Annotated in this window: 15 protein-coding genes and 1 tRNA gene; 14 read left to right on the forward strand and 2 right to left on the reverse strand. The window is 48.2% G+C overall.

The window, feature by feature from the left end; translation table 11 throughout:
• The first annotated feature begins 109 nt into the window (after positions 1 to 109).
• Positions 110 to 397 (forward strand): hypothetical protein, encoded by a 288-nt coding sequence (locus HXT45_RS01690; RefSeq protein ID WP_004129832.1) that lies wholly within the window; start codon positions 110 to 112, stop codon positions 395 to 397.
• Positions 398 to 529: 132 nt separating this feature from the next.
• Positions 530 to 820 (forward strand): hypothetical protein, encoded by a 291-nt coding sequence (locus tag HXT45_RS01695; RefSeq protein WP_415697480.1) that lies wholly within the window; start codon positions 530 to 532, stop codon positions 818 to 820.
• A gap of 189 nt (positions 821 to 1,009) precedes the next feature.
• Here HXT45_RS01695 and HXT45_RS01700 read toward each other — a convergent pair whose 3' ends face one another.
• Positions 1,010 to 1,951: an AEC family transporter gene (locus tag HXT45_RS01700; protein ID WP_421782035.1), complete on the reverse strand. Its 942-nt coding sequence runs from the start codon at positions 1,949 to 1,951 to the stop codon at positions 1,010 to 1,012.
• Positions 1,952 to 2,240: 289 nt separating this feature from the next.
• On the opposite strand from HXT45_RS01700, the gene HXT45_RS01705 reads away from it, so the two are divergent.
• The 10 genes from HXT45_RS01705 to HXT45_RS01750 all read left to right on the forward strand — a co-directional run bounded on the left by HXT45_RS01705 (position 2,241) and on the right by HXT45_RS01750 (position 13,262).
• Positions 2,241 to 5,612 carry an Rne/Rng family ribonuclease gene (locus tag HXT45_RS01705; protein WP_421782037.1) on the forward strand — a complete coding sequence of 1,124 codons (3,372 nt, stop codon included), beginning with the start codon at positions 2,241 to 2,243 and terminating at the stop codon, positions 5,610 to 5,612.
• 178 nt (positions 5,613 to 5,790) lie between these two features.
• Entirely contained in the window at positions 5,791 to 6,099 is a 309-nt protein-coding gene (gene rplU / locus HXT45_RS01710; protein WP_004111933.1) for a 50S ribosomal protein L21, read from the forward strand.
• A 33-nt stretch (positions 6,100 to 6,132) separates the two neighbouring features.
• A complete protein-coding gene (gene rpmA, locus HXT45_RS01715) occupies positions 6,133 to 6,384 on the forward strand; it encodes a 50S ribosomal protein L27 (protein ID WP_004106248.1) in 252 nt (83 codons plus the stop codon).
• A gap of 94 nt (positions 6,385 to 6,478) precedes the next feature.
• Complete coding sequence (obgE, locus tag HXT45_RS01720) at positions 6,479 to 8,143, forward strand: GTPase ObgE (RefSeq protein WP_421782039.1); 1,665 nt, start codon at positions 6,479 to 6,481, stop codon at positions 8,141 to 8,143.
• A gap of 10 nt (positions 8,144 to 8,153) precedes the next feature.
• Complete coding sequence (proB, locus tag HXT45_RS01725; protein WP_004132969.1) at positions 8,154 to 9,299, forward strand: glutamate 5-kinase; 1,146 nt, start codon at positions 8,154 to 8,156, stop codon at positions 9,297 to 9,299.
• 346 nt (positions 9,300 to 9,645) lie between these two features.
• A complete protein-coding gene (locus tag HXT45_RS01730) occupies positions 9,646 to 10,905 on the forward strand; it encodes a pyridoxal phosphate-dependent aminotransferase (RefSeq protein WP_421782266.1) in 1,260 nt (419 codons plus the stop codon).
• A 162-nt stretch (positions 10,906 to 11,067) separates the two neighbouring features.
• Positions 11,068 to 11,143: transfer RNA gene (locus tag HXT45_RS01735), tRNA-Trp, on the forward strand.
• Between the two features lie 38 nt (positions 11,144 to 11,181).
• Positions 11,182 to 11,397: a preprotein translocase subunit SecE gene (secE, locus tag HXT45_RS01740; protein ID WP_004111941.1), complete on the forward strand. Its 216-nt coding sequence runs from the start codon at positions 11,182 to 11,184 to the stop codon at positions 11,395 to 11,397.
• A 28-nt stretch (positions 11,398 to 11,425) separates the two neighbouring features.
• Positions 11,426 to 12,265, forward strand: a complete 840-nt coding sequence (gene nusG, locus HXT45_RS01745; protein ID WP_018620066.1) for a transcription termination/antitermination protein NusG — start codon at positions 11,426 to 11,428, stop codon at positions 12,263 to 12,265.
• An 82-nt stretch (positions 12,266 to 12,347) separates the two neighbouring features.
• Complete coding sequence (locus HXT45_RS01750) at positions 12,348 to 13,262, forward strand: biotin--[acetyl-CoA-carboxylase] ligase (RefSeq protein ID WP_004132966.1); 915 nt, start codon at positions 12,348 to 12,350, stop codon at positions 13,260 to 13,262.
• Between the two features lie 671 nt (positions 13,263 to 13,933).
• Here the strand turns inward: HXT45_RS01750 and HXT45_RS01755 are convergent.
• On the reverse strand, positions 13,934 to 14,581 hold the full coding sequence (locus HXT45_RS01755; protein ID WP_172539708.1) for a biotin transporter BioY: 648 nt from the start codon (positions 14,579 to 14,581) through the stop codon (positions 13,934 to 13,936).
• A 150-nt stretch (positions 14,582 to 14,731) separates the two neighbouring features.
• Between HXT45_RS01755 and HXT45_RS01760 the strand changes: the two genes are divergently transcribed.
• Positions 14,732 to 16,579: an acetyl/propionyl/methylcrotonyl-CoA carboxylase subunit alpha gene (locus HXT45_RS01760; RefSeq protein WP_421782043.1), complete on the forward strand. Its 1,848-nt coding sequence runs from the start codon at positions 14,732 to 14,734 to the stop codon at positions 16,577 to 16,579.
• The gene (locus tag HXT45_RS01765) at positions 16,576 to 18,246 is read left to right on the forward strand and encodes an acyl-CoA carboxylase subunit beta (RefSeq protein WP_248901016.1); all 1,671 of its coding nucleotides are present in this window, start codon (positions 16,576 to 16,578) and stop codon (positions 18,244 to 18,246) included. The genes HXT45_RS01760 and HXT45_RS01765 overlap by 4 nt, the downstream gene beginning before the upstream one ends.
• Positions 18,247 to 18,253 lie beyond the last annotated feature (7 nt).

Consider the following 18,253-nt stretch of genomic DNA (forward strand, 5'->3'; position numbering starts at 1 on the left):
CCAATTTGCATTAGGCTTTTTGCATGCTTTGATTAGTTCGATTAGCCATATTTTGATAATCTCTGGCACAATGTGATAACATTTCGTATACGAAATATTAGGAGTGATTATGGCTAATTTTCGCGGTGAAGGTGGCGTTGACGTTACCGATGAAATGCTTGATAAATGGGAAAATGATGCTGAAAAAGGCATATATCATGGAAAAGCTGGTAATTTACGTATTAAAAAGCCGCTTGGCAGACCGCCTCTTTATGAAGAAGCTATGCTGCCTATAACTTTCCGCATATCTGCTGAAGATGCGGAGGCTCTAAAGGCTTCTGCTGATAAGCAGGGTGTGAAAGTTGGGGACGTTGTTCGAGAAGCGTGCAAACTGCTTCTTGCTCAAAAAGCAAGATGATTGCAAAGTGTTGTGATTGCTTAGCTTTTAATATGTCGCTTGTTTTTTTGTAAAGCTTGAGAACAATGCAATACTTATAATTCATGCGAATCGGCTTACAAAAGGATTTTTACAAGAGATAAGGGATGCAAGATGAGTAGGAATACGTATACGGCAGAAAATGGATTCGTTATTACGGACGATATTGTTGACAAGTGGGCTGCAGAAGCGGAAGGCAATTTTTCTGGTGCTACTGTTACAGAGTTTTCTGGAAGAGCTTGGGAAGATGAGACTCAGCCATTGAAGCCGCGTACTGTTAGGTTGAGTGATACTGTTTGGCATTTAATCGAAGATGATGCGAAGCGTAGAAAGATGACTGTGAGTGCGTGGACTAGAAAAGCTATACTTAACGAATTGTCTAATGAGCTAGCATCGCAAAGGTAGCTGTGCGCTTTTTGCGCTCCGACATGCCTTCGCGCTTAAAGCGTAGCGCGCGAAGGCAATTCGGAGCGCTGAGCTTGCTTAAAGTTGAAAGCACGGTGTGCTTTCAACGCAAGCGAAGGCGTTAGCGCGCTTAGGCCGCGCTAACGACGCGACACGCTGTGAATCAGCTACAAAATGCGGGAGAATTAGTCACCCTAAAACTGCTGCGATTAGCGCAATAAAAATCGGACTCGTAATAGTAGAAAACAGGATTCCGTCGCGCGCAAAACTCAAGCCAACATTGTATCGTGCAGCGTAATTGTACACGTTCTGACCAGTCGGAAGAGCCGCCAGAACAACGCATGCGTAGAGCGTAGCACCTCTAAAGCCCATAACAAAATAAGCCAGCAAAAACGCAACAATTGGCATAATCAGATTTTTAAGAATCGCAACCGTCGCAATCGCAGCGCGATTAGAATCCTTTTGTAGCGGCTTGCTGCCGTAAAGCGACATTCCAAAAGCCATCAAAATCATAGGAACCGCGGAATCGCCAATCATTTTGATTGGGTCGTAAAGAAAATTCGGAACAGGGAAATATCCAACTTTTGCGGAAATTGCCGAAATAATAATTCCTCCAAGTGAACCGATTAAAAGTGGCTGTTTAAGCGGCTGCTGAGCAATGCGCTTAAGCGAGCACTTTCCAGTAGTTGTAACGTCTAGAACCGTTAGTCCAACAGGCGTAAAAACAGCTTGCTGCATAACTAAAATCGGGGCAACAAGCGCGGGATTTCCAAGAATATAAGTTGCAACAGGCAAGCCAATGTTGTTTGAGTTTAAGTAAAGCGAGTTAAGCGCGCCGATTGTGCAATCTGCCGCAGGAAGGTGGAAGAACAGGCGATTAAGCAGAACAAATGCGATTCCAACAATCATTGCGGAGAAAAACGCAACAAAAATTGACGAGTGGAAAATCTCAAAAATTGGCTCTTTTGCAAGGATTGCAAACATTAAACAAGGACTAGAAACAAAGAAGCTTACGCGATTAAGCACCATTTGTGCTTGCGATCCGCCGATGCGAAGACGTGCGGTTACATAGCCTGCGGCAATTACGATGCCGATTACGCAAAAGCCCTGCATAGCGCTGATTAAACCCATGCAAACGATTTTAGCGCTGATTTTGCGATTGGGGTAATGCGAAATTGACTTTTAAGAGCGTATGTTGTTTGACGTTGCAATATGGCATACTAGAGAACGGTGGCGCTGCAAGCCGCCAAAGCATTCGACGGCGTCGATCCCCTCGCGCGTTTTATCGCATGATTTTATTGAGGCAGGTGTCCGCTGTCGCGCAGCTAGACTTTATTAACAGCCCGAGGGGTGGCTCGCATAAGCGTGCCCATTCCAGGCTAAGAGCGCGAGACGATTGCAGCGTTTCGCTAGGAGCATTGTGCCCAGAGTAACGCGAGAAAGCTTCAACGTATTTGAAGCAGACGATAATAAAAAAGATAAAAATGAAAATGCTAATTCTAGTGCTAGCGAGAATGCTGGTGCTGATTCTAGCGTGAATTCTAATGCTAGCGTAAATCCTAATGCTACTTCCGCTAGAGTTGGCGGCGTTGTTAATGTTGTTTCGGGCTCTAAAGATGCTGCTAACGGCGTGCGTCGCAGGCGCGCTGGAAGGCGTGTAGTTAGGGTTGCAGGAGCTGCTGGCGAATCGATGAAGTTGCACGTTGAAGGCGGAGATACTCAAGATTTGCGCTCTGGAGTAGCGGCGGCGGATTCTGCGCCTTTTGTTGCGGATTCTGCGGCAGATAGTTCTTATGCACAGCAGCAATCTCAAGCACATTTGCGACCAATAACATCGCTTTTGTTCCAAGAGCCAGTTTTGCCTCAGCGCGAGCATTCTGCTGAAAGCCGCGATGCGGATTCGGATTACGAAGATTCAAGCAGTAATAAGCGCGATTCGCACAGCCGTCGTGATTCGCGAGATTCGCGAGATTCTAGCAGTAAAGACGATAGTAGGCGAAATAGCCGCGAGTCGCGTAATAATCGCAAGTCAACAGACAATAGTTTAGATTTTAGCGAATCATTTGAAAACAAAGACGATTTTAGTGAAGACACAAATCGCAATTCTAAAAAATCGCGTAAGACTCGCTCGAGCAAGTCTTCTGCAAAAGCTAAAGGCAGCCGCGAGAGTTTTGACGAGAATTATGATTTGCAAGATGACGATACGCAATTGATTCGCGTGCGTTCTAGAGCAAATCGTGACGAGAAAAACGCTCAAATTGAGCGAGATAAGAATGCAAATCAAGATGAATCGCAAGCAAGTGAGCGCGGCGAGTATGGAAGCCAGAACGCCCGAAAATCGCGCAAAAATCGCAGACTTAACGCTGCAGAGCGCAGAGCTGCTGCCGAGGTTGAGCAAATCGAAGAAGACCTTGAATACGACGATATAACTTACGCGCCAATAGAAAATCGTAAAGCTGGAAAAGCCTCTAGAAGACTTGACTATAGCGATTTTGAGGATGATTTTAGTGGAGATTTTGCTCGAAATCGCGTTGATAACTTTGATAGCGCTGATAACGCAGATCGAGCAGATAGTGCAGATCGCGCTGATCGCGCAGATTCAAATGAAGTCTACGCAAAAGAATCCGATTTGCAAGATGACGAGGATGGTGTTGTAACAAGGCGCAGGCGTCGCAGGCGCTCCTCTAGAGTAGATAGGGCAGATAGAGCAGATAATGCCAATAAATCTGCAGAATCCGAGGATTCTTCCTTTAACTCGGCGTCAAGCAAGTACAGCGTAGACGAAATTGAGGTTTCTCAAGAAGACCGAGATTTGATTCCAGACCCAGAAGAATTGCGATCTCAAGACGAAGAAGTTTACACGCGTAGGCGCAGGCGTCGCAGATCCAAGATTGCAGATGATTCAAGCACGAGTGAATCGCGATTTGACTCTGCAGAGGCGGATTCGCAAAGTCGAAGGTCTAGAAAACAGCAATATATTGACGAAATCACAGATATTGAAGGCTCCACAAGGCTGGAAGCCAAAAAGCAGCGCCGCCGCGATAATCGCAGAGAGCGCAACCGCCAGAACTTGCTTATGGAGCAAGACTTTTTGGCAAGACGAGAAAACGTTGACAGACTTATGGTTGTGCGCGAACGCGATCGTCACACGCAAATCTCTGTAATCGAAGACAACATTCTTGTTGAGCATTACGTTTCCGACATTCAAGAAGTTGCAACCGTTGGAAACATTTACCTTGGCCGCGTGCAAAACGTTTTGCCAAGCATGGAGGCTGCATTCGTAGACATTGGTCAGGCTAGAAACGGCGTGCTTTACGCTGGCGAAGTCAACTGGGATACAACCAGGCTAGAAGGTCAGCCGCGAAGAATGGAGCTTGCGTTTAAGGCGGGAGACCCTGTTTTAGTGCAGGTTACTAAGGACCCTATAGGCCATAAGGGTGCGCGACTAACATCGCAAGTAACGCTTGCTGGAAGGTTCTTGGTGTTGGTGCCGTCTGGAGCGATGACGGGCGTAAGTCGCAAGCTATCCGACCGAGAGCGCAGCAGACTTCGCGCAATCGTAAGCAAAATCGCGCCTAAAGACATGGGCATAATCATTAGAACTGCTGCCGATGGTGCTAGTGAAGATGCGATTGAAAAAGACCTTGAGTCGCTTGTAAAGCAATGGGATCGCATAGAAGCAAAGCGTCAGGAATTCTTGCACGGAAAGCGTCCAAAGCTGTTGCAAGGCGAGCCAGACGTGGCGATTCGCGTTGTTCGAGACATTTTTAACGATGACTTCCAAAAGATGATTGTGGAAGGCAAGGGCGCGTACGACCGCATTTGCGAATACTTGGAGATGATGGCGCCTGATTTGCGAAGCAAGATTGAGTACTGGGATCCTGCAGAGCATGAAGGTAAAGACGTGTTCGACAAGTGGCAAATCGACAGCCAGCTTAGAAAAGGCATGGAGCGCCAGGTTTATCTTCCTGCAGGAGGTTCGATTGTTATTGACCGAACGGAAGCAATGACAACGATTGACGTGAACACGGGCCGCTTTATTGGCCGCGGAAAATCGCTGGAAGAGACTGTGACTCGTTGCAATTTGGAAGCTTCCGAAGAGATTGCGCGCCAGCTGCGACTTCGCGATATTGGCGGCATGGTTATGATCGACTACGTAGACATGGTTATGCCAGCAAACCGCGATCTTGTTTTGCGCCGTCTTGTTGAGTGTCTTGCGCGCGACCGCACAAAGCATCAGGTTGCGGAAGTTACGTCTCTTGGCCTTGTACAAATGACGCGTAAGCGCGTTGGGCAGGGGCTTGTTGAGGCGTTCTCGGAGGAGTGCCCAACGTGCAAAGGCCGCGGGTTTATTCTTCACGACGAGCCGACTGTGTCTTCGGAGTATGCGGATCCGTATGCGCTTAAGGGCGGAGATCCGTTTATTAAGACCAATAAGCACGGCCACGGAAGCATTGCGGACACTGCGCCTACAGTTAAGCAGGAGTCTAGTGCGGATGTTCGCGCTAAGTTGGCTAAGATTGCGGCGGCTGCGGCATCTTCGGCATTCTTTGAGGAGTCTTTGCGCAGAAGTTTGGACGGCGGTAAGGATTCTGCGGATGGTGATGATTCTGCGGATTCTGCGATTAGTGAGGATGCTGCGAATGCGGCGTTTGCTGGCGATTTTTCAGTAGATGAGCCAGTAGATAAGCCAGCGGAAGAGTCGCAAGAAACCGATGAATCGCAAGAAGCAACAGACGAGTCGCAAGAAAAAGACGAGTCGCAAGAAAAAACAGACGAGTCAGAAAACTAAAAACGCCCAAAGTATAAGGCTTGAGTACAATAGTTTCTACTGTTTAGCTCGACTTTATAGATTAGCTCTTGACGTTAGTACAGGGGTAGGTGTATTTTTGATAGTCGGTGTCTTGCCGCATGTTCAATGCTGCGCGCGAGGCAAAAGTAAAGCTTTCAATTTAGCTAAGGAACGAATTATGTACGCGATTGTGAAGGCCGGTGGCCATCAAGAGAAGGTTGAGGTTGGAGACGCCATCCTCGTAAACCGTCTCGATGCAAAGAAGGGCGATACCGTGGAATTCCCGGTCGCGCTCGTTGTTGACGGTGCTAAGGTGACCTTAAGCGCTAAGGATCTTGCAAAGATCACAGTTAAGGCAGAAGTTCTTAACGACGAAGCTAAGGGTCCAAAGATTAGCATTATGAAGTATAAGAACAAGACTGGCGTGGCTCGCCGCAAGGGTCATCGTCAGAAGTTGACTCTCGTCAAGATCACGGCCATCGCCTGATTGACGGTGTTATAAACCTGAAAGGACAGCAAGATGGCACATAAGAAGGGTGCGTCCAGCTCGCGCAACGGTCGCGATTCGCAGGCGCAATATCTTGGCGTTAAGAAGTTCGGTGGAGAAGCTGTTGTGGCTGGAAACATTATTGTTCGCCAGCGCGGCACCAAGTTCCATGCAGGACAGAACGTTGCTTTGGGCAAGGATCACACGCTGTATGCTTTGGTAGACGGCAATGTGAAGTTTGGTATTCGTCGCGATCGCAAGGTTGTAGACGTAGTTACCGCCTGAGTAACTCATTAATCTTCTAGCCGCACCCCGTTCGGTGCGGCTTTTTTGTTTTCGCAAAGCTGGCGAGTATTGAGCATCAAGTAAGGTAAAAGTTATGAGCGATTTTGTAGATCGAGTAACAGTACATGTTAAAGGCGGCGACGGCGGCAACGGTTCCGCAGGCGTGCGTAGAGAAAAATACAAGCCACTTGCAGGGCCAAATGGCGGCAATGGCGGCAACGGCGGAAGCGTTATATTCGTAGCCGATCGCAATGCAAATAGCTTGCTTGATTACCGATTTATGCCTCATCGCGTAGCGCAAAACGGCACAATGGGCTTAGGAGATACAAAAGACGGCTCCAAAGGAGAAGATCTTATACTCCCTGTGCCAGTTGGAACCGTGATTTTTGAGGCGAAGGGCGCATCGGGCGCACAAAAAAGGCCAGGCAACGTTTTGGCGGATTTGCAACACGTAGGAGACACTTTCGTAGTCGCAGAAGGAGGCGCAGGCGGTCTTGGAAACGCTGCTCTTGCAAATAAAGTGCGCCGCGCTCCAGGATTTGCGCTGCTTGGCGAGCCTGGTGAAGAGCGAGACGTAATCCTAGAACTAAAGTCGATAGCAGACGTTGCACTAGTTGGATTCCCATCTGCAGGAAAGTCAAGTCTTGTAGCGTCAATCAGCGCTGCAAAGCCAAAAATCGCAGATTACCCGTTTACAACGCTTGTTCCAAATCTTGGTGTAGTCAGCTTTGGCGAATATCGTTACACAATCGCAGATGTGCCAGGGCTTATTCCAGGTGCTTCCGAAGGAAAGGGCTTGGGGTTAGAGTTTTTGCGTCACATTGAGCGCACGGAAATAATCGCCCACGTAATCGACTGTGCAACGTTGGAGCCAAATCGCGACCCAATCAGCGATTATAATGCTTTGGAACACGAGCTTTCGCAATACGCAAACAAGCTTGATTTGCCGCTTGGAGCGATTCCGATTCCCGAGCGTCCGCGAATTATTGTGCTCAACAAGATTGATGTGCCAGAAGCAAAAGAGTTGGCAGAATTTGTGCGAAGCGACTTTGAAAAAATGGGCTTGCCAGTTTTTGAGATTTCTACTGCATCTCACGAAGGTTTGAAAGAGCTTGGTTTTGCGCTTGGAAAGATGGTGGCTAGTATGCGCGAAAAGCTTGCCGAGCAAGAGGCAGCGCGCGAAGAAGAGCGAGTTGTTATTCAGCCGCTTGAGCAGCCAGCATTAAGACGCAGGCGCGACGATGGCCGCGGAAGTGCTAGCGACTTTACGATTGAGCGCGAAGAAGACAAAAATGGCGACTTTTGGTTTACTGTTACGGGCGCTAAGCCAGAGCGTTGGGTTGTGCAAACAAACTTCGACAACGACGAGGCAGTGGGCTATTTGGCGGATCGCTTAGCGAAACTTGGTGTAGAAGACGAGTTGCGCAAGAAGGGCGCGCGACCAGGAGACGAGATTAGGATTGGCCGCGGCAATCGCATGGTTTGCTTTGACTGGGATCCAAGCATTGCAGCAGGTGCGGAAGGTTTGGACGGCGCAAGCCTTGGTGCGCGCGGAAAAGACTTGCGACTTGAGGCAAATGATCCGCGTGGTGCAAGGCGCACTAATGCGGAGCGTCGCCGTGATTACCACACTATGATGGACGCAAAGAGCGCTGTGCGAGATGCGATGATGGCGGAACGCAAGCAAGGTCATTGGGCGGATCCATCGGTAGATGACGACAAACACGATGAGCAGAGCCTGTTTGGGCGTGGAGAGTAATTGATTAATAATGGTTAATAAAGCAATTGAGCCTACCGAAAACGAGGTTCGGCGTTCAATTAGCAATGCGCGCACAATAGTCGTAAAAGTGGGGTCTAGCTCGCTAACGGCGCAAAATGGCCATTTAGATGTGCAAAAACTGCGCTCGCTAGTAGACGCCATTAGTCGCGCGCAAATTAACGGAGCGCATGTTGTGCTTGTGTCTTCTGGCGCAATCGCAGCAGGATTCGGGCTGCTCGGCTTTGATTCTAGGCCAAAAGACGTTCCAACGCAGCAAGCTACGGCTTCGGTTGGTCAGGGTTTGCTTATGGCGCAATACGAGCAAGCTTTTGCAAAATATGGCCTAAAAGTTGGTCAAATGCTGCTAACAGCAGACGTTACTATTTCGCCGTCTCGCTATCGCAATGCTCAACGTACAATGCTTAGGCTGCTGGAATTAGGCGTTGTGCCAATCGTAAACGAAAACGATGCTTTGTCTAGCAACGAAATACGTTTTGGAGATAACGATAGGCTTGCGGCGCTTGTGGCGAATATTGTGCGAGCAGATGCGCTGGTTCTTTTAACAGACGTTGACGCGCTTTACACGTCTCCGCCTAGCGAGCCAGGTGCTAAGCGAATTGGCTTTGTTGCAGATGTTACGCGCGCGCTAGACGATGTTAAAGTTGGCGAAAGCGGCTCGGGCGTTGGCACAGGTGGAATGGTGACCAAGATGGATGCGGCGCACGTTGCTGCTGTTTCTGGAATACCAACGCTTTTGACATGTGCTAGTAACGCGGAGGGTGCGCTATCTGGCGATTCGGTTGGAACCGTGTTTGCTCCACTAAACTCGCGCGCGTCTTCTAGAAGACTTTGGATTGGTTTTGCGTCTAATCCGCATGGCTCGATTATTGTAGATGCTGGTGCTGCTGCAGCTGTTTGCGCAGGGCGAGCGAGCCTGCTGGCTGCTGGAATTGTGGGAGTTACTGGCGATTTTTCTGCAAGCGACCCAGTGTGGATTGACGACGAGCATGGCAACCACTTAGCCAAGGGTCTAGTTGCATTTGATTCAGACGAGATACCGCAGGTAATGGGTCTTACAACGGATGATTTAGAGGCCACTTTGGGGCGGCAATACGCGCATCCTGTGGTTCATCGCGACAATCTTGTGCTTTTATAGCATTTGCTGCGATTTGCGCTTTCCTTGTTTATTGTTGCGCGACGACCTGCCTTTTCGCTTAAAGCGTAGCGCGAAAAGGCAATTCGGAGCGCTGAGCTTGCTTAAGGTTGAAAGCACAGTGTGCTTTCAACGCAAGCGAAGACGTTCGCGCGCTTAGACCGCGCGAACGACGACCTGCCTTGTAGTGTGATTGTACTGAATTTCGGTGTTTTTTAATACAAACGCACTACACAAACAAACAAAACTGTAGTGTGATTGTACCAAATTCTACCCAATTTATGCGCAAAATCGTGAAATAACGTGTAATGGCTAAACTGTAAGTATGGCAGAAAATATCGCAGCAAATATGGCAGCAAATGCATCGCAAATCGCAGCAAATACATCAAACTCCCAATGGCGCTCTATGAGCAATCGCATTAACAAAGTCGCTCCAAGCGCAACGCTTGCTGTAGATGGCAAAGCAAAAGCGATGAAAGCCGCAGGAATCGACGTTATTAGCTTCGGCGCAGGCGAACCTGATTTTCCAACGCCGCTCTACATTGTGGAAGCCGCAGCCGCCGCATGCAAAGACCCAAAAAACTACAAGTACACAGCTACGGCTGGCCTTCCAGAGTTGCGCGAGGCGATTGCGCGCAAAGTTAAACGCGATTCTGGCTACGATGTTTCCCCAAATCAAGTTGTTGTAACGAATGGCGGCAAACAGGCTGTTTACGAAGCATGCCAGATTTTGCTAAACGACGGCGACGAAGTTATAATCCCAGCGCCATATTGGACAAGCTATCCAGAGGCAGTAAAACTTGCAGGCGGCGTGCCAGTGGCGGTTATGTCTGGCGCAGATTGCGGTTTTGAGCCAGATATTGATGCGATTGAGGCGGCTCGCACACCGCGCACGCGTGCGATTATTGTAACTTCGCCTTCTAATCCAACAGGCGCTATTTGGAGCGCTCAAACGATTCGCGCGATTGGCGAATGGGCTGTAAAACACCATATTTGGGTGCTTTCCGACGAGATTTACGAGCACTTGCATTACGACGGCGTAAAAACTTCGTACATTGGCGTGGAAGTGCCAGAAGTGCGCGACCAGCTGCTTGTTTTGAATGGCGTTGCAAAAACTTACGCAATGCCAGGTTGGCGTGTTGGTTGGATGGTTGCGCCGCTTGAGGCCGCAAAAGCCGCGATTAAGCTTCAAAGCCACATGACGTCTAACGTTTCTAATATTTCGCAGCGCGCAGCTCTTGCAGCAGTTGGCGGGCCATTAGACGAAGTTGCAAAAATGCGTGATTCCTTCGACGCTCGTCGCAAGGCGATTGTGCAAGCGCTAAACAGCATGGAAGGCGTGACTTGCCCTCTTTCGCACGGTGCTTTCTACGCGTTTGCAAACGTTGAGGCGCTGCTTAATCGCCCGTTGGGCAAGGATTCTAAGATTCCAGGCACATCGTCTGTGTTCGCGCAAATGCTTCTTGACGAAGCGCATGTTGCTGCTGTTCCTGGCGAGGCTTTTGGCGCGCCTGGCTACTTGCGATTCTCGTGCGCTTTGGCGGATAGTCAACTTGCAGAGGGCATGAGGCGCATGAAGCAGTGGATTGAAGGCGGAAGCGCGTTTTAAGCGTTGCAGCGCGTTTTCACGCGGAAAAGTCGCCAGCAACCGCGCATTTAGCGACACTCGCTAATCATAATAAAAACCCTTAAATCTTGCCCTTCCGCTATCATGAATATTCGGCGGTTTTGCCAAGTCAATCTTTTTAAGGTATGATTAGCAAGTTCACCTAGGGATGTGGCGCAATTGGTAGCGCAACGGTCTCCAAAACCGTAGGTTGTGGGTTCGAGTCCCGCCGTCCCTGCCAGTTTTATTGTTAACAATTTTCAAACGAAGGATTCAAGCATGGCCAAGGCAAAAGAGAAGAAGCCAAATTTGTTCATGCGTATTGGCATGTTCATTAAGCAAACTATTGACGAAACGCGCAAAGTCGTAGCTCCACACGGCAAAGAGTTGTTTGCTTGGTCAGCTTCCGTGTTTATTTTTGTTATTTTCTTGATGGTTTTTGTCACTGTTATGGACTTCGGTTTAGGAAAGTCCGTTATGTGGCTGTTTGGCTGATTTAGACGAATTTTGAGGGTGTGCAAATATGACTGACGAGTTGAATCTCGAAAATGTTGAATCCGTAGATAATTCTGTAGAGAATCTAGATAATCTTGCGAATTTAGACGCATCTGCCGATGCGGTGGAGGCGCATGAGCAGGCTAATTCTACGGCTGCTGGCGATTTGCCAGCGGAAAATAACGCTGATTCTGCCGACAATTCTGCTGATTCCACCGATTCCGCCGACTCTGCAGACGTAGACCCTACAGATGCTGGCGCAGCCGCTGTTGCCGAATTCTCCAAGACTTTGCGAACTCTTGAAGGCAAGTGGTATGTTCTTCACACCTACTCTGGCTACGAGAAGCGCGTTAAAACTAACGTTGAATCTCGCGTTCAAAGCTTTGGTTTGGAAGACAAGATTTTCCAGATTGAAGTTCCAATGGAAGAAGTCGAAAAGCACACAGACAAGGGCAAGAAGGTTATTACGCGCGTGCGCGTTCCAGGATATGTGCTTATTCGCATGTGGCCAGACGAGAATGCTCGCCGCATTGTGCGCGAGACCGAAGGTGTTACTGGTTTTGTTGGCCCGTCTAAGGAGCCAGCGCCTCTTAGCCGCAAGGAAGTTATTGATATGATGGCTCCTATGATTGCGTCTGAGGCGTTGAAGAAGGCTGGAGATAAGCCAGCAGCAGCTCGTAAGCGTACTGTTGAGGTTGCTTACAAGGTTGGAGATCAAGTTACAGTTACCGACGGCCCATTTGCAACTATGGCTGCCGTTGTTTCGGACGTAGATCCTACAACGCAAAAGCTTACGGTTCTTGTTTCTATCTTTGGCAGAGAGACTCCTGTGGAGCTTGGCTTTGACCAGGTAGAGCCTATTGTTTGATAGCTATTTCTTTGATAGCTGTTGTTTAATAGGTTTAGTCTGTTTAGGCGATTTTAATAGATTTTAAGGGATTTAATTCTCGATGAATTTTATCTTTTTAGACTCGGTTGATTCTACGCAAAATATTGCGCGAAAAGAGCTTATTGATTGCGATTTTGAAAGCTCTTCAATCTTGAATCCGCTTGTTTGTGCGATTATTGCAAACAATCAAAGCGCTGGCAGAGGTCGTCTTGGTCGCAAGTGGGTTAGCGAATCGGGGCAAAGCTTTCTAGCGTCTTATGGTGCTGTTTTGCCAAAAAGCGTTGTTATGGATTCAAAATACAACGGTTGGCTGCCTATGATTGCAGGACTTTGCGCAAGAGACGCGTTGATTGGCGCGCTTAAAGATGTTGGTGCGCGCAAAATCGCAGAAGCCAGCGAAGTTGGCGAAATTAGCGAAATCGGCGAAGTCGAAAGTAAAATTTGCGATTTTGGTCAAGAAATAAAAATCAAGTGGCCAAATGACATTTTTATTGGCGATTGCAAAGAAGGCGGAATTTTAACCGAAATCGCAGCACTTGCAAATCATGACTCTTTACAACAAAATATTGGTGTGATTTTTGGAATCGGCCTTAATCTTAATGTGTCTAAAAGCAATCTTCCAATCGAAAAAGCAACATCTTTACAAATGCATTACGCGAATCTTCCAAATGCAATGCAATTAAGGGATATTATTGCTAAGCGTTTAGCGCAAAACTTAAACAGTAGACTAGCGAGTTTTGTGCAAAATCCTGCGCAAAACGCATTGTGCTTGCGTAAGGAAGTTAGCGCAGTTTGCTGGACTCTTGGGCGCAAAGTTAGCGTGTATGCGCCAGAAGTTAATAGCGAGTTAAACAACAGCGAATGCGTTAAAGGCATTGCTCAGAGCGTTACTGATGATGCTTCGCTTTTGATTCTTAAAGACTCGGGAGAATCTGCGATTGTGCACACGGGCGATGTTCACGCGCTTAGTGTTTGATACAAACGTGGGCGCGACAACCTACCTGAGCGCGCTGTAACGCGCGAACGGTTTTCCTCGCCTAGTGTTGTAGGAGGGCTGGGTGTTTCTTGTCTCACAACGCTCCGCCTCTTGCGTGTTGTCTGCTGTTGCGGTTGTTCCGATTTGGCTTTGATTTTTTGTTTTTGGTTTAAGTTTGTTTGTATGTGTGTGTCATTGGGTTGTCTAATATCGGCTGCCGCTCTTATACTGTTCGACCAAGAATCACCCAGCCCTCTTACGTGCTTGAACAATTACGTATTGCTTAATCGCCTGAGATTCTCGATTTTTCTTGCTGCTTCAGCGAATCACCATTTCATGCTGAGGTTCGCTTCATCCGCTGCGAAAAATCTCGAATCTCTACCTAGCTTGCGCGACGACCTGCCTGAGCGCTTGAAGCGTAGCGCGCGAAGGCAATTTGGCGCGCTGAGCTTGCTCAAAGTTGAAAGCACAGTGTGCTTTCAACGCAGGCGAAGACGTTAGCGCGTTTAGACCGCGCTAACGACATGACCTGCCTGAGCGCGAAAATGAGTCAAAGTGATCTTGCTTTTGGATGCAAAAAAGACCGCAGCGACGAGACTGCGGTCTTGGAATAGTTAGCGCGTTGCGCTTGCGATTAATCACGCATAATCACGCATAATCACGCTTCACGATCACGCGTTGTGCTTAAACGCGCCATACAATCCTGCGCAAACTGCGCTAGCGATTGCAGCCTTAATAATATCGCCCACAATAAAGCCAGTAGAAGCCACGGCGATTGCCCAAACAGGCAAGTGCATCATAAGCGATTGGCCTACAAATCCAAATGCGTAAATCACAAGAGAACCAACAACAGACGCTGCAAAATACGCGCCAAATCGTGCAAATTTCTTAGCAACAGAATCCTCTGGCATAGCAGCATTAACAACACCTTCGAGAGCAGACTTTACAAGCGCAATCGCAGCCACGCCGAATACGAATCCAACAAGGAATCCAACGCTAGGACCTGCAAAAGCCACAACGCCACTCTTTCCGCCTGCAAACACTGGCATTCCAGCAGCACCAATCGCAAGGTACATAAGCACAGAGCTAACGGCTTGGCGCCAAGTCAAAGTAAGACCTGCCAAAGCCAAAACCAAAGTTTGCAAAGTTACAGGAACAGGAGTTCCAGGAATTGGCAATGCGCCAGCCATAGTGGCAGCGCTAATAAGAACAGTAAACAAAAATGCCTTAGCAAATGGAACAGCTAAACGATTAATGTCAAATGCCTTAGATGCAACTGCATTAGAGTTTGCGCCAGAGTTTGATTCAAAATTAGCCACGATATCCTTCTTTCGTATTGTTTTTCGTTGCTGAATCAAAGATTAGACAAGAATCGGGCAGCGCGCGTTGGAGAAGTTTACAAAAAATCGCATAATGTTTTGTTCAAATTCACGGATACTATAAGCCAAATTTCCTATAACTTGTAACGTATGGTTACGAATATCAAAAAAATACTTGTGGCAAATCGCGGCGAAATCGCGCTTAGAGTGATTCGCACTGCCCAAGAAATGGGAATCCCAACTGTGGCTATTTATGCGGCATCCGACCGTCAAGCACAGTATGTTGAAATGGCAGACGAAGCGTACGCGCTTTCCGGAGACACGTACAGAGACACTTATTTAAACGAAGACGCGATTATAGACATTTTGCATAAAAGCGGCGCGGATGCTGTACACCCTGGCTACGGATTTTTATCGGAAGTAGCGAGTTTTGCGCAAAAGGTGATTGATGCTGGCGCTGTGTGGATTGGTCCGAAGCCAGAAGCGCTTATTGATTTGGGGGATAAAATAACCGCGCGGCGCGTTGCAACTCGCGCTAAAGTGCCGCCCGTTCCAGGAATATCGGAGCCAGTAAAAGACATTCGAGAATTGCTGACTTTTGCGCAAACACACGGCTACCCAGTTATGATGAAGCGCACGGATGGCGGCGGCGGCCGCGGAATAACCGTTGTGCAAAACGATGATGAGCTTCGCGGATTCTACATGAACCACGACGCTTTGCAAGGCGGCGACCTTGACGAGTACTTTATTGAGCGTTTTATAGACAAGGCTCGCCACGTGGAAACGCAGGTTGGCCGCGATTCTCATGGAAACTTCACCATATATTCCACGCGCGATTGCTCGGTGCAGCGCCGAAACCAAAAGTTGGTTGAGGAAGCACCAGCACCATTCCTTACCGATGATGAGAATGCGCAGCTTCACCGATATTCTCGTAACCTATTTGAAGCTGTTGACTACGTTGGTTTGGGCACGTGCGAATATATGGTGACTTCTCAACACAAAGTTTACTTTTTGGAAGTTAATCCACGATTGCAAGTTGAGCACACAGTTAGTGAGGAAGTTAGCGGACTAGATCTTGTGCGCGAACAGCTTACGATTGCCGACGGCGGCGAGCTTACGCAAAATCACCCTTCGCGCGGACACAGTTTTGAACTTAGAATCACTTCGGAAGATCCAGCAACGAATCTTACGCCTAGTGCAGGCACGCTAACAAAAATAGAGTGGCCATCGGGCCCTGGAATTCGCGTGGATTCTGGCGTAGAAGTTGGAGATAGCGTGTCTCCAAAATTCGACTCCATGATGGGCAAGCTTATTGTTAGTGCGCAAAATCGCGATGCGGCAATTGCTCGCGTAAGGCGTGCGCTTAAGGAGCTTTGCATTGAGGGCGTGCCTACTCCTGCTAAGCTTTTTGAGCAAATTTTTAACGACCCTGATTTTACGGCTCAAGATCACGATTTTGATATTTCTACAAAATGGCTTGAACGCAAGTATTTGAACCGCACTGCTGCAGCGGCAAATGGCGGACAGCCTGCTTCTTTGGATTCCAATAAGGCTAGTGAAGACGCTCAAAATAAGCCGACCAAAATGGAGTCTTTTGTAATAGAAGTAGACAATAAGCGCGTAAAACTTACGATTCCGCAAGACATTGTAGACAATCTTACTGGTTCTGCACGAGTTAGAAGCACGGTTCTCGCATCGCAGCCGCTTAGAGGGCGAGGATTAAGGGGAGATACTCATAAGTCGGAAACACCGAAGGACGCTCCTGGCGTGATTTCGGCTCCAATGCAAGCTGTGATTACGCGTGTAAACGTTGCGGAAGGTCAGAGCGTAGCCAAAGGCGACCTACTTGCTGTTCTTGAATCCATGAAAATGGAAAACTACGTTTACGCACCTGCAGCAGGCGTAGTTACTGGCATTTTTGTGGGGCCTGGAGATGGTGTAGAAGCAGGCGAAAAGCTTGTAACAATTGACGTAACTAAAGGCGGTAGTGCAAAATGAGTGCGCTTACTAAAGATGATACGCAAGTTGCAAAAGATGTTAATAAAAGCGCTGCACAAGTTAATAAAGACACGCAAAATGCGCAAGACGCTCAAGCCGCTCAGCCTACGCAGCCTACGCAGCCTCAGCGCGGAAAAGCAGCCGTAGAACACGCGGCTCGCCTTGCAAGAGACGCCGAGCAAAAGGCTTTAGAACGCCAGCATGCAAAGGGAAAATCCACTGCAAGAGAGCGCTTAGATTTGCTTTTTGACACGGGCACGTTTGAAGAAATCGGCCGCTTTAACGGCGGAGACATAAATAACGATGTTGCAGGATGTGCTGTAATCACTGGCTTTGGCGAAGTGTACGGCAAAAAAGTGGCAGTTTATGCTCAAGATTTTTCCGTTCGCGGCGGCACGCTTGGACGCGCTGAAGGCCAGAAAATTTGCCATCTTTTAGACATGGCGTTGCAACTTGCGGTTCCTGTTGTTGCGCTAATCGACTCGGGCGGCGCTCGCATTCAAGAAGGCGTTAACGCACTTACGCAATATGGCAGAATCTTCAAAAAAACTTGTGAAGCAAGCGGTTTAATTCCGCAAATCTCCTTGATTTTAGGCCCTTGCGCTGGTGGCGCAGTTTATTGCCCTGCTCTTACGGATTTTATAATCATGACTCGCGAGCATTCCAACATGTTTGTAACTGGTCCAGATGTTGTTAAGGCTGCTACAGGCGAGTCGATTAGCATGGACGATTTGGGCGGTGGATATGTGCATAACTCCACTTCGGGCGTTGCTCACTATTTGGGCGAAGACGAGGCGGACGCCATTGACTACGCGCGCACGATCCTTGCTTATTTGCCGCAAAATTGCAATCAAAATCCGCCAACATTCGCATACGCTGCCACTCGCGCAGACAGAGAAACCGCTAAGCAGCTTGCGACTATTGTGCCGAGCAATGATCGCCAGCCGTACGACGTTTTAGACGTTATTCGCGCAATCGTAGATTATGGCGAATTTGTGCAAGTTCAGGAGCTTTATGCTGCATCCGCGGTTGTTGGTTTTGCTTGCATAGACGGGCATCCTGTTGGAATAGTGGCAAATCAGCCTAAAGTCAATGCTGGAATTTTAGACGTTAATTCTTCCGAAAAAGTAGCGCGATTTGTGCGATTGTGCGACGCGTTTAATCTTCCTGTTGTAACTCTTGTAGACACTCCTGGATACAAGCCAGGATCGGACCAGGAGCACGCTGGAATTATTCGCAGAGGCGCAAAAGTGATTTACGCATACGCAAACGCGCAAGTTCCGCTTGTTACCGTGATTTTACGCAAGGCTTTTGGTGGAGCATACATTGTAATGGGCTCAAAGTCTATGGGCGCAGACTTTAACTATGCTTGGCCTACCAGCCAGATAGCGGTTTTGGGCGCTCAAGGAGCTGTGAACATTATTCATCGCAAGGATTTGCAAAAAGCAAAAGAGCGCGGTCAAGATGTTGACGCTTTAAGAAAAAAGCTTGTTGAAGATTACGAAAATACCACTGTAAACGCGAATCTTTCGCTGGAAACTGGCCAGATTGACGCAATGATAGATCCTGAGCAAACAAGAGATGTTATTGCTAATTCTTTGAAGATTTTAAGAAGTAAAAAACGCGTTTCGAGAACGGGGAAGCATCATGGAAACCAGCCAATGTGATTTGAGG

This window comes from Gardnerella sp. DNF01199S (assembly GCF_049244155.1).
GTDB lineage: Bacteria > Actinomycetota > Actinomycetes > Actinomycetales > Bifidobacteriaceae > Bifidobacterium > Bifidobacterium piotii.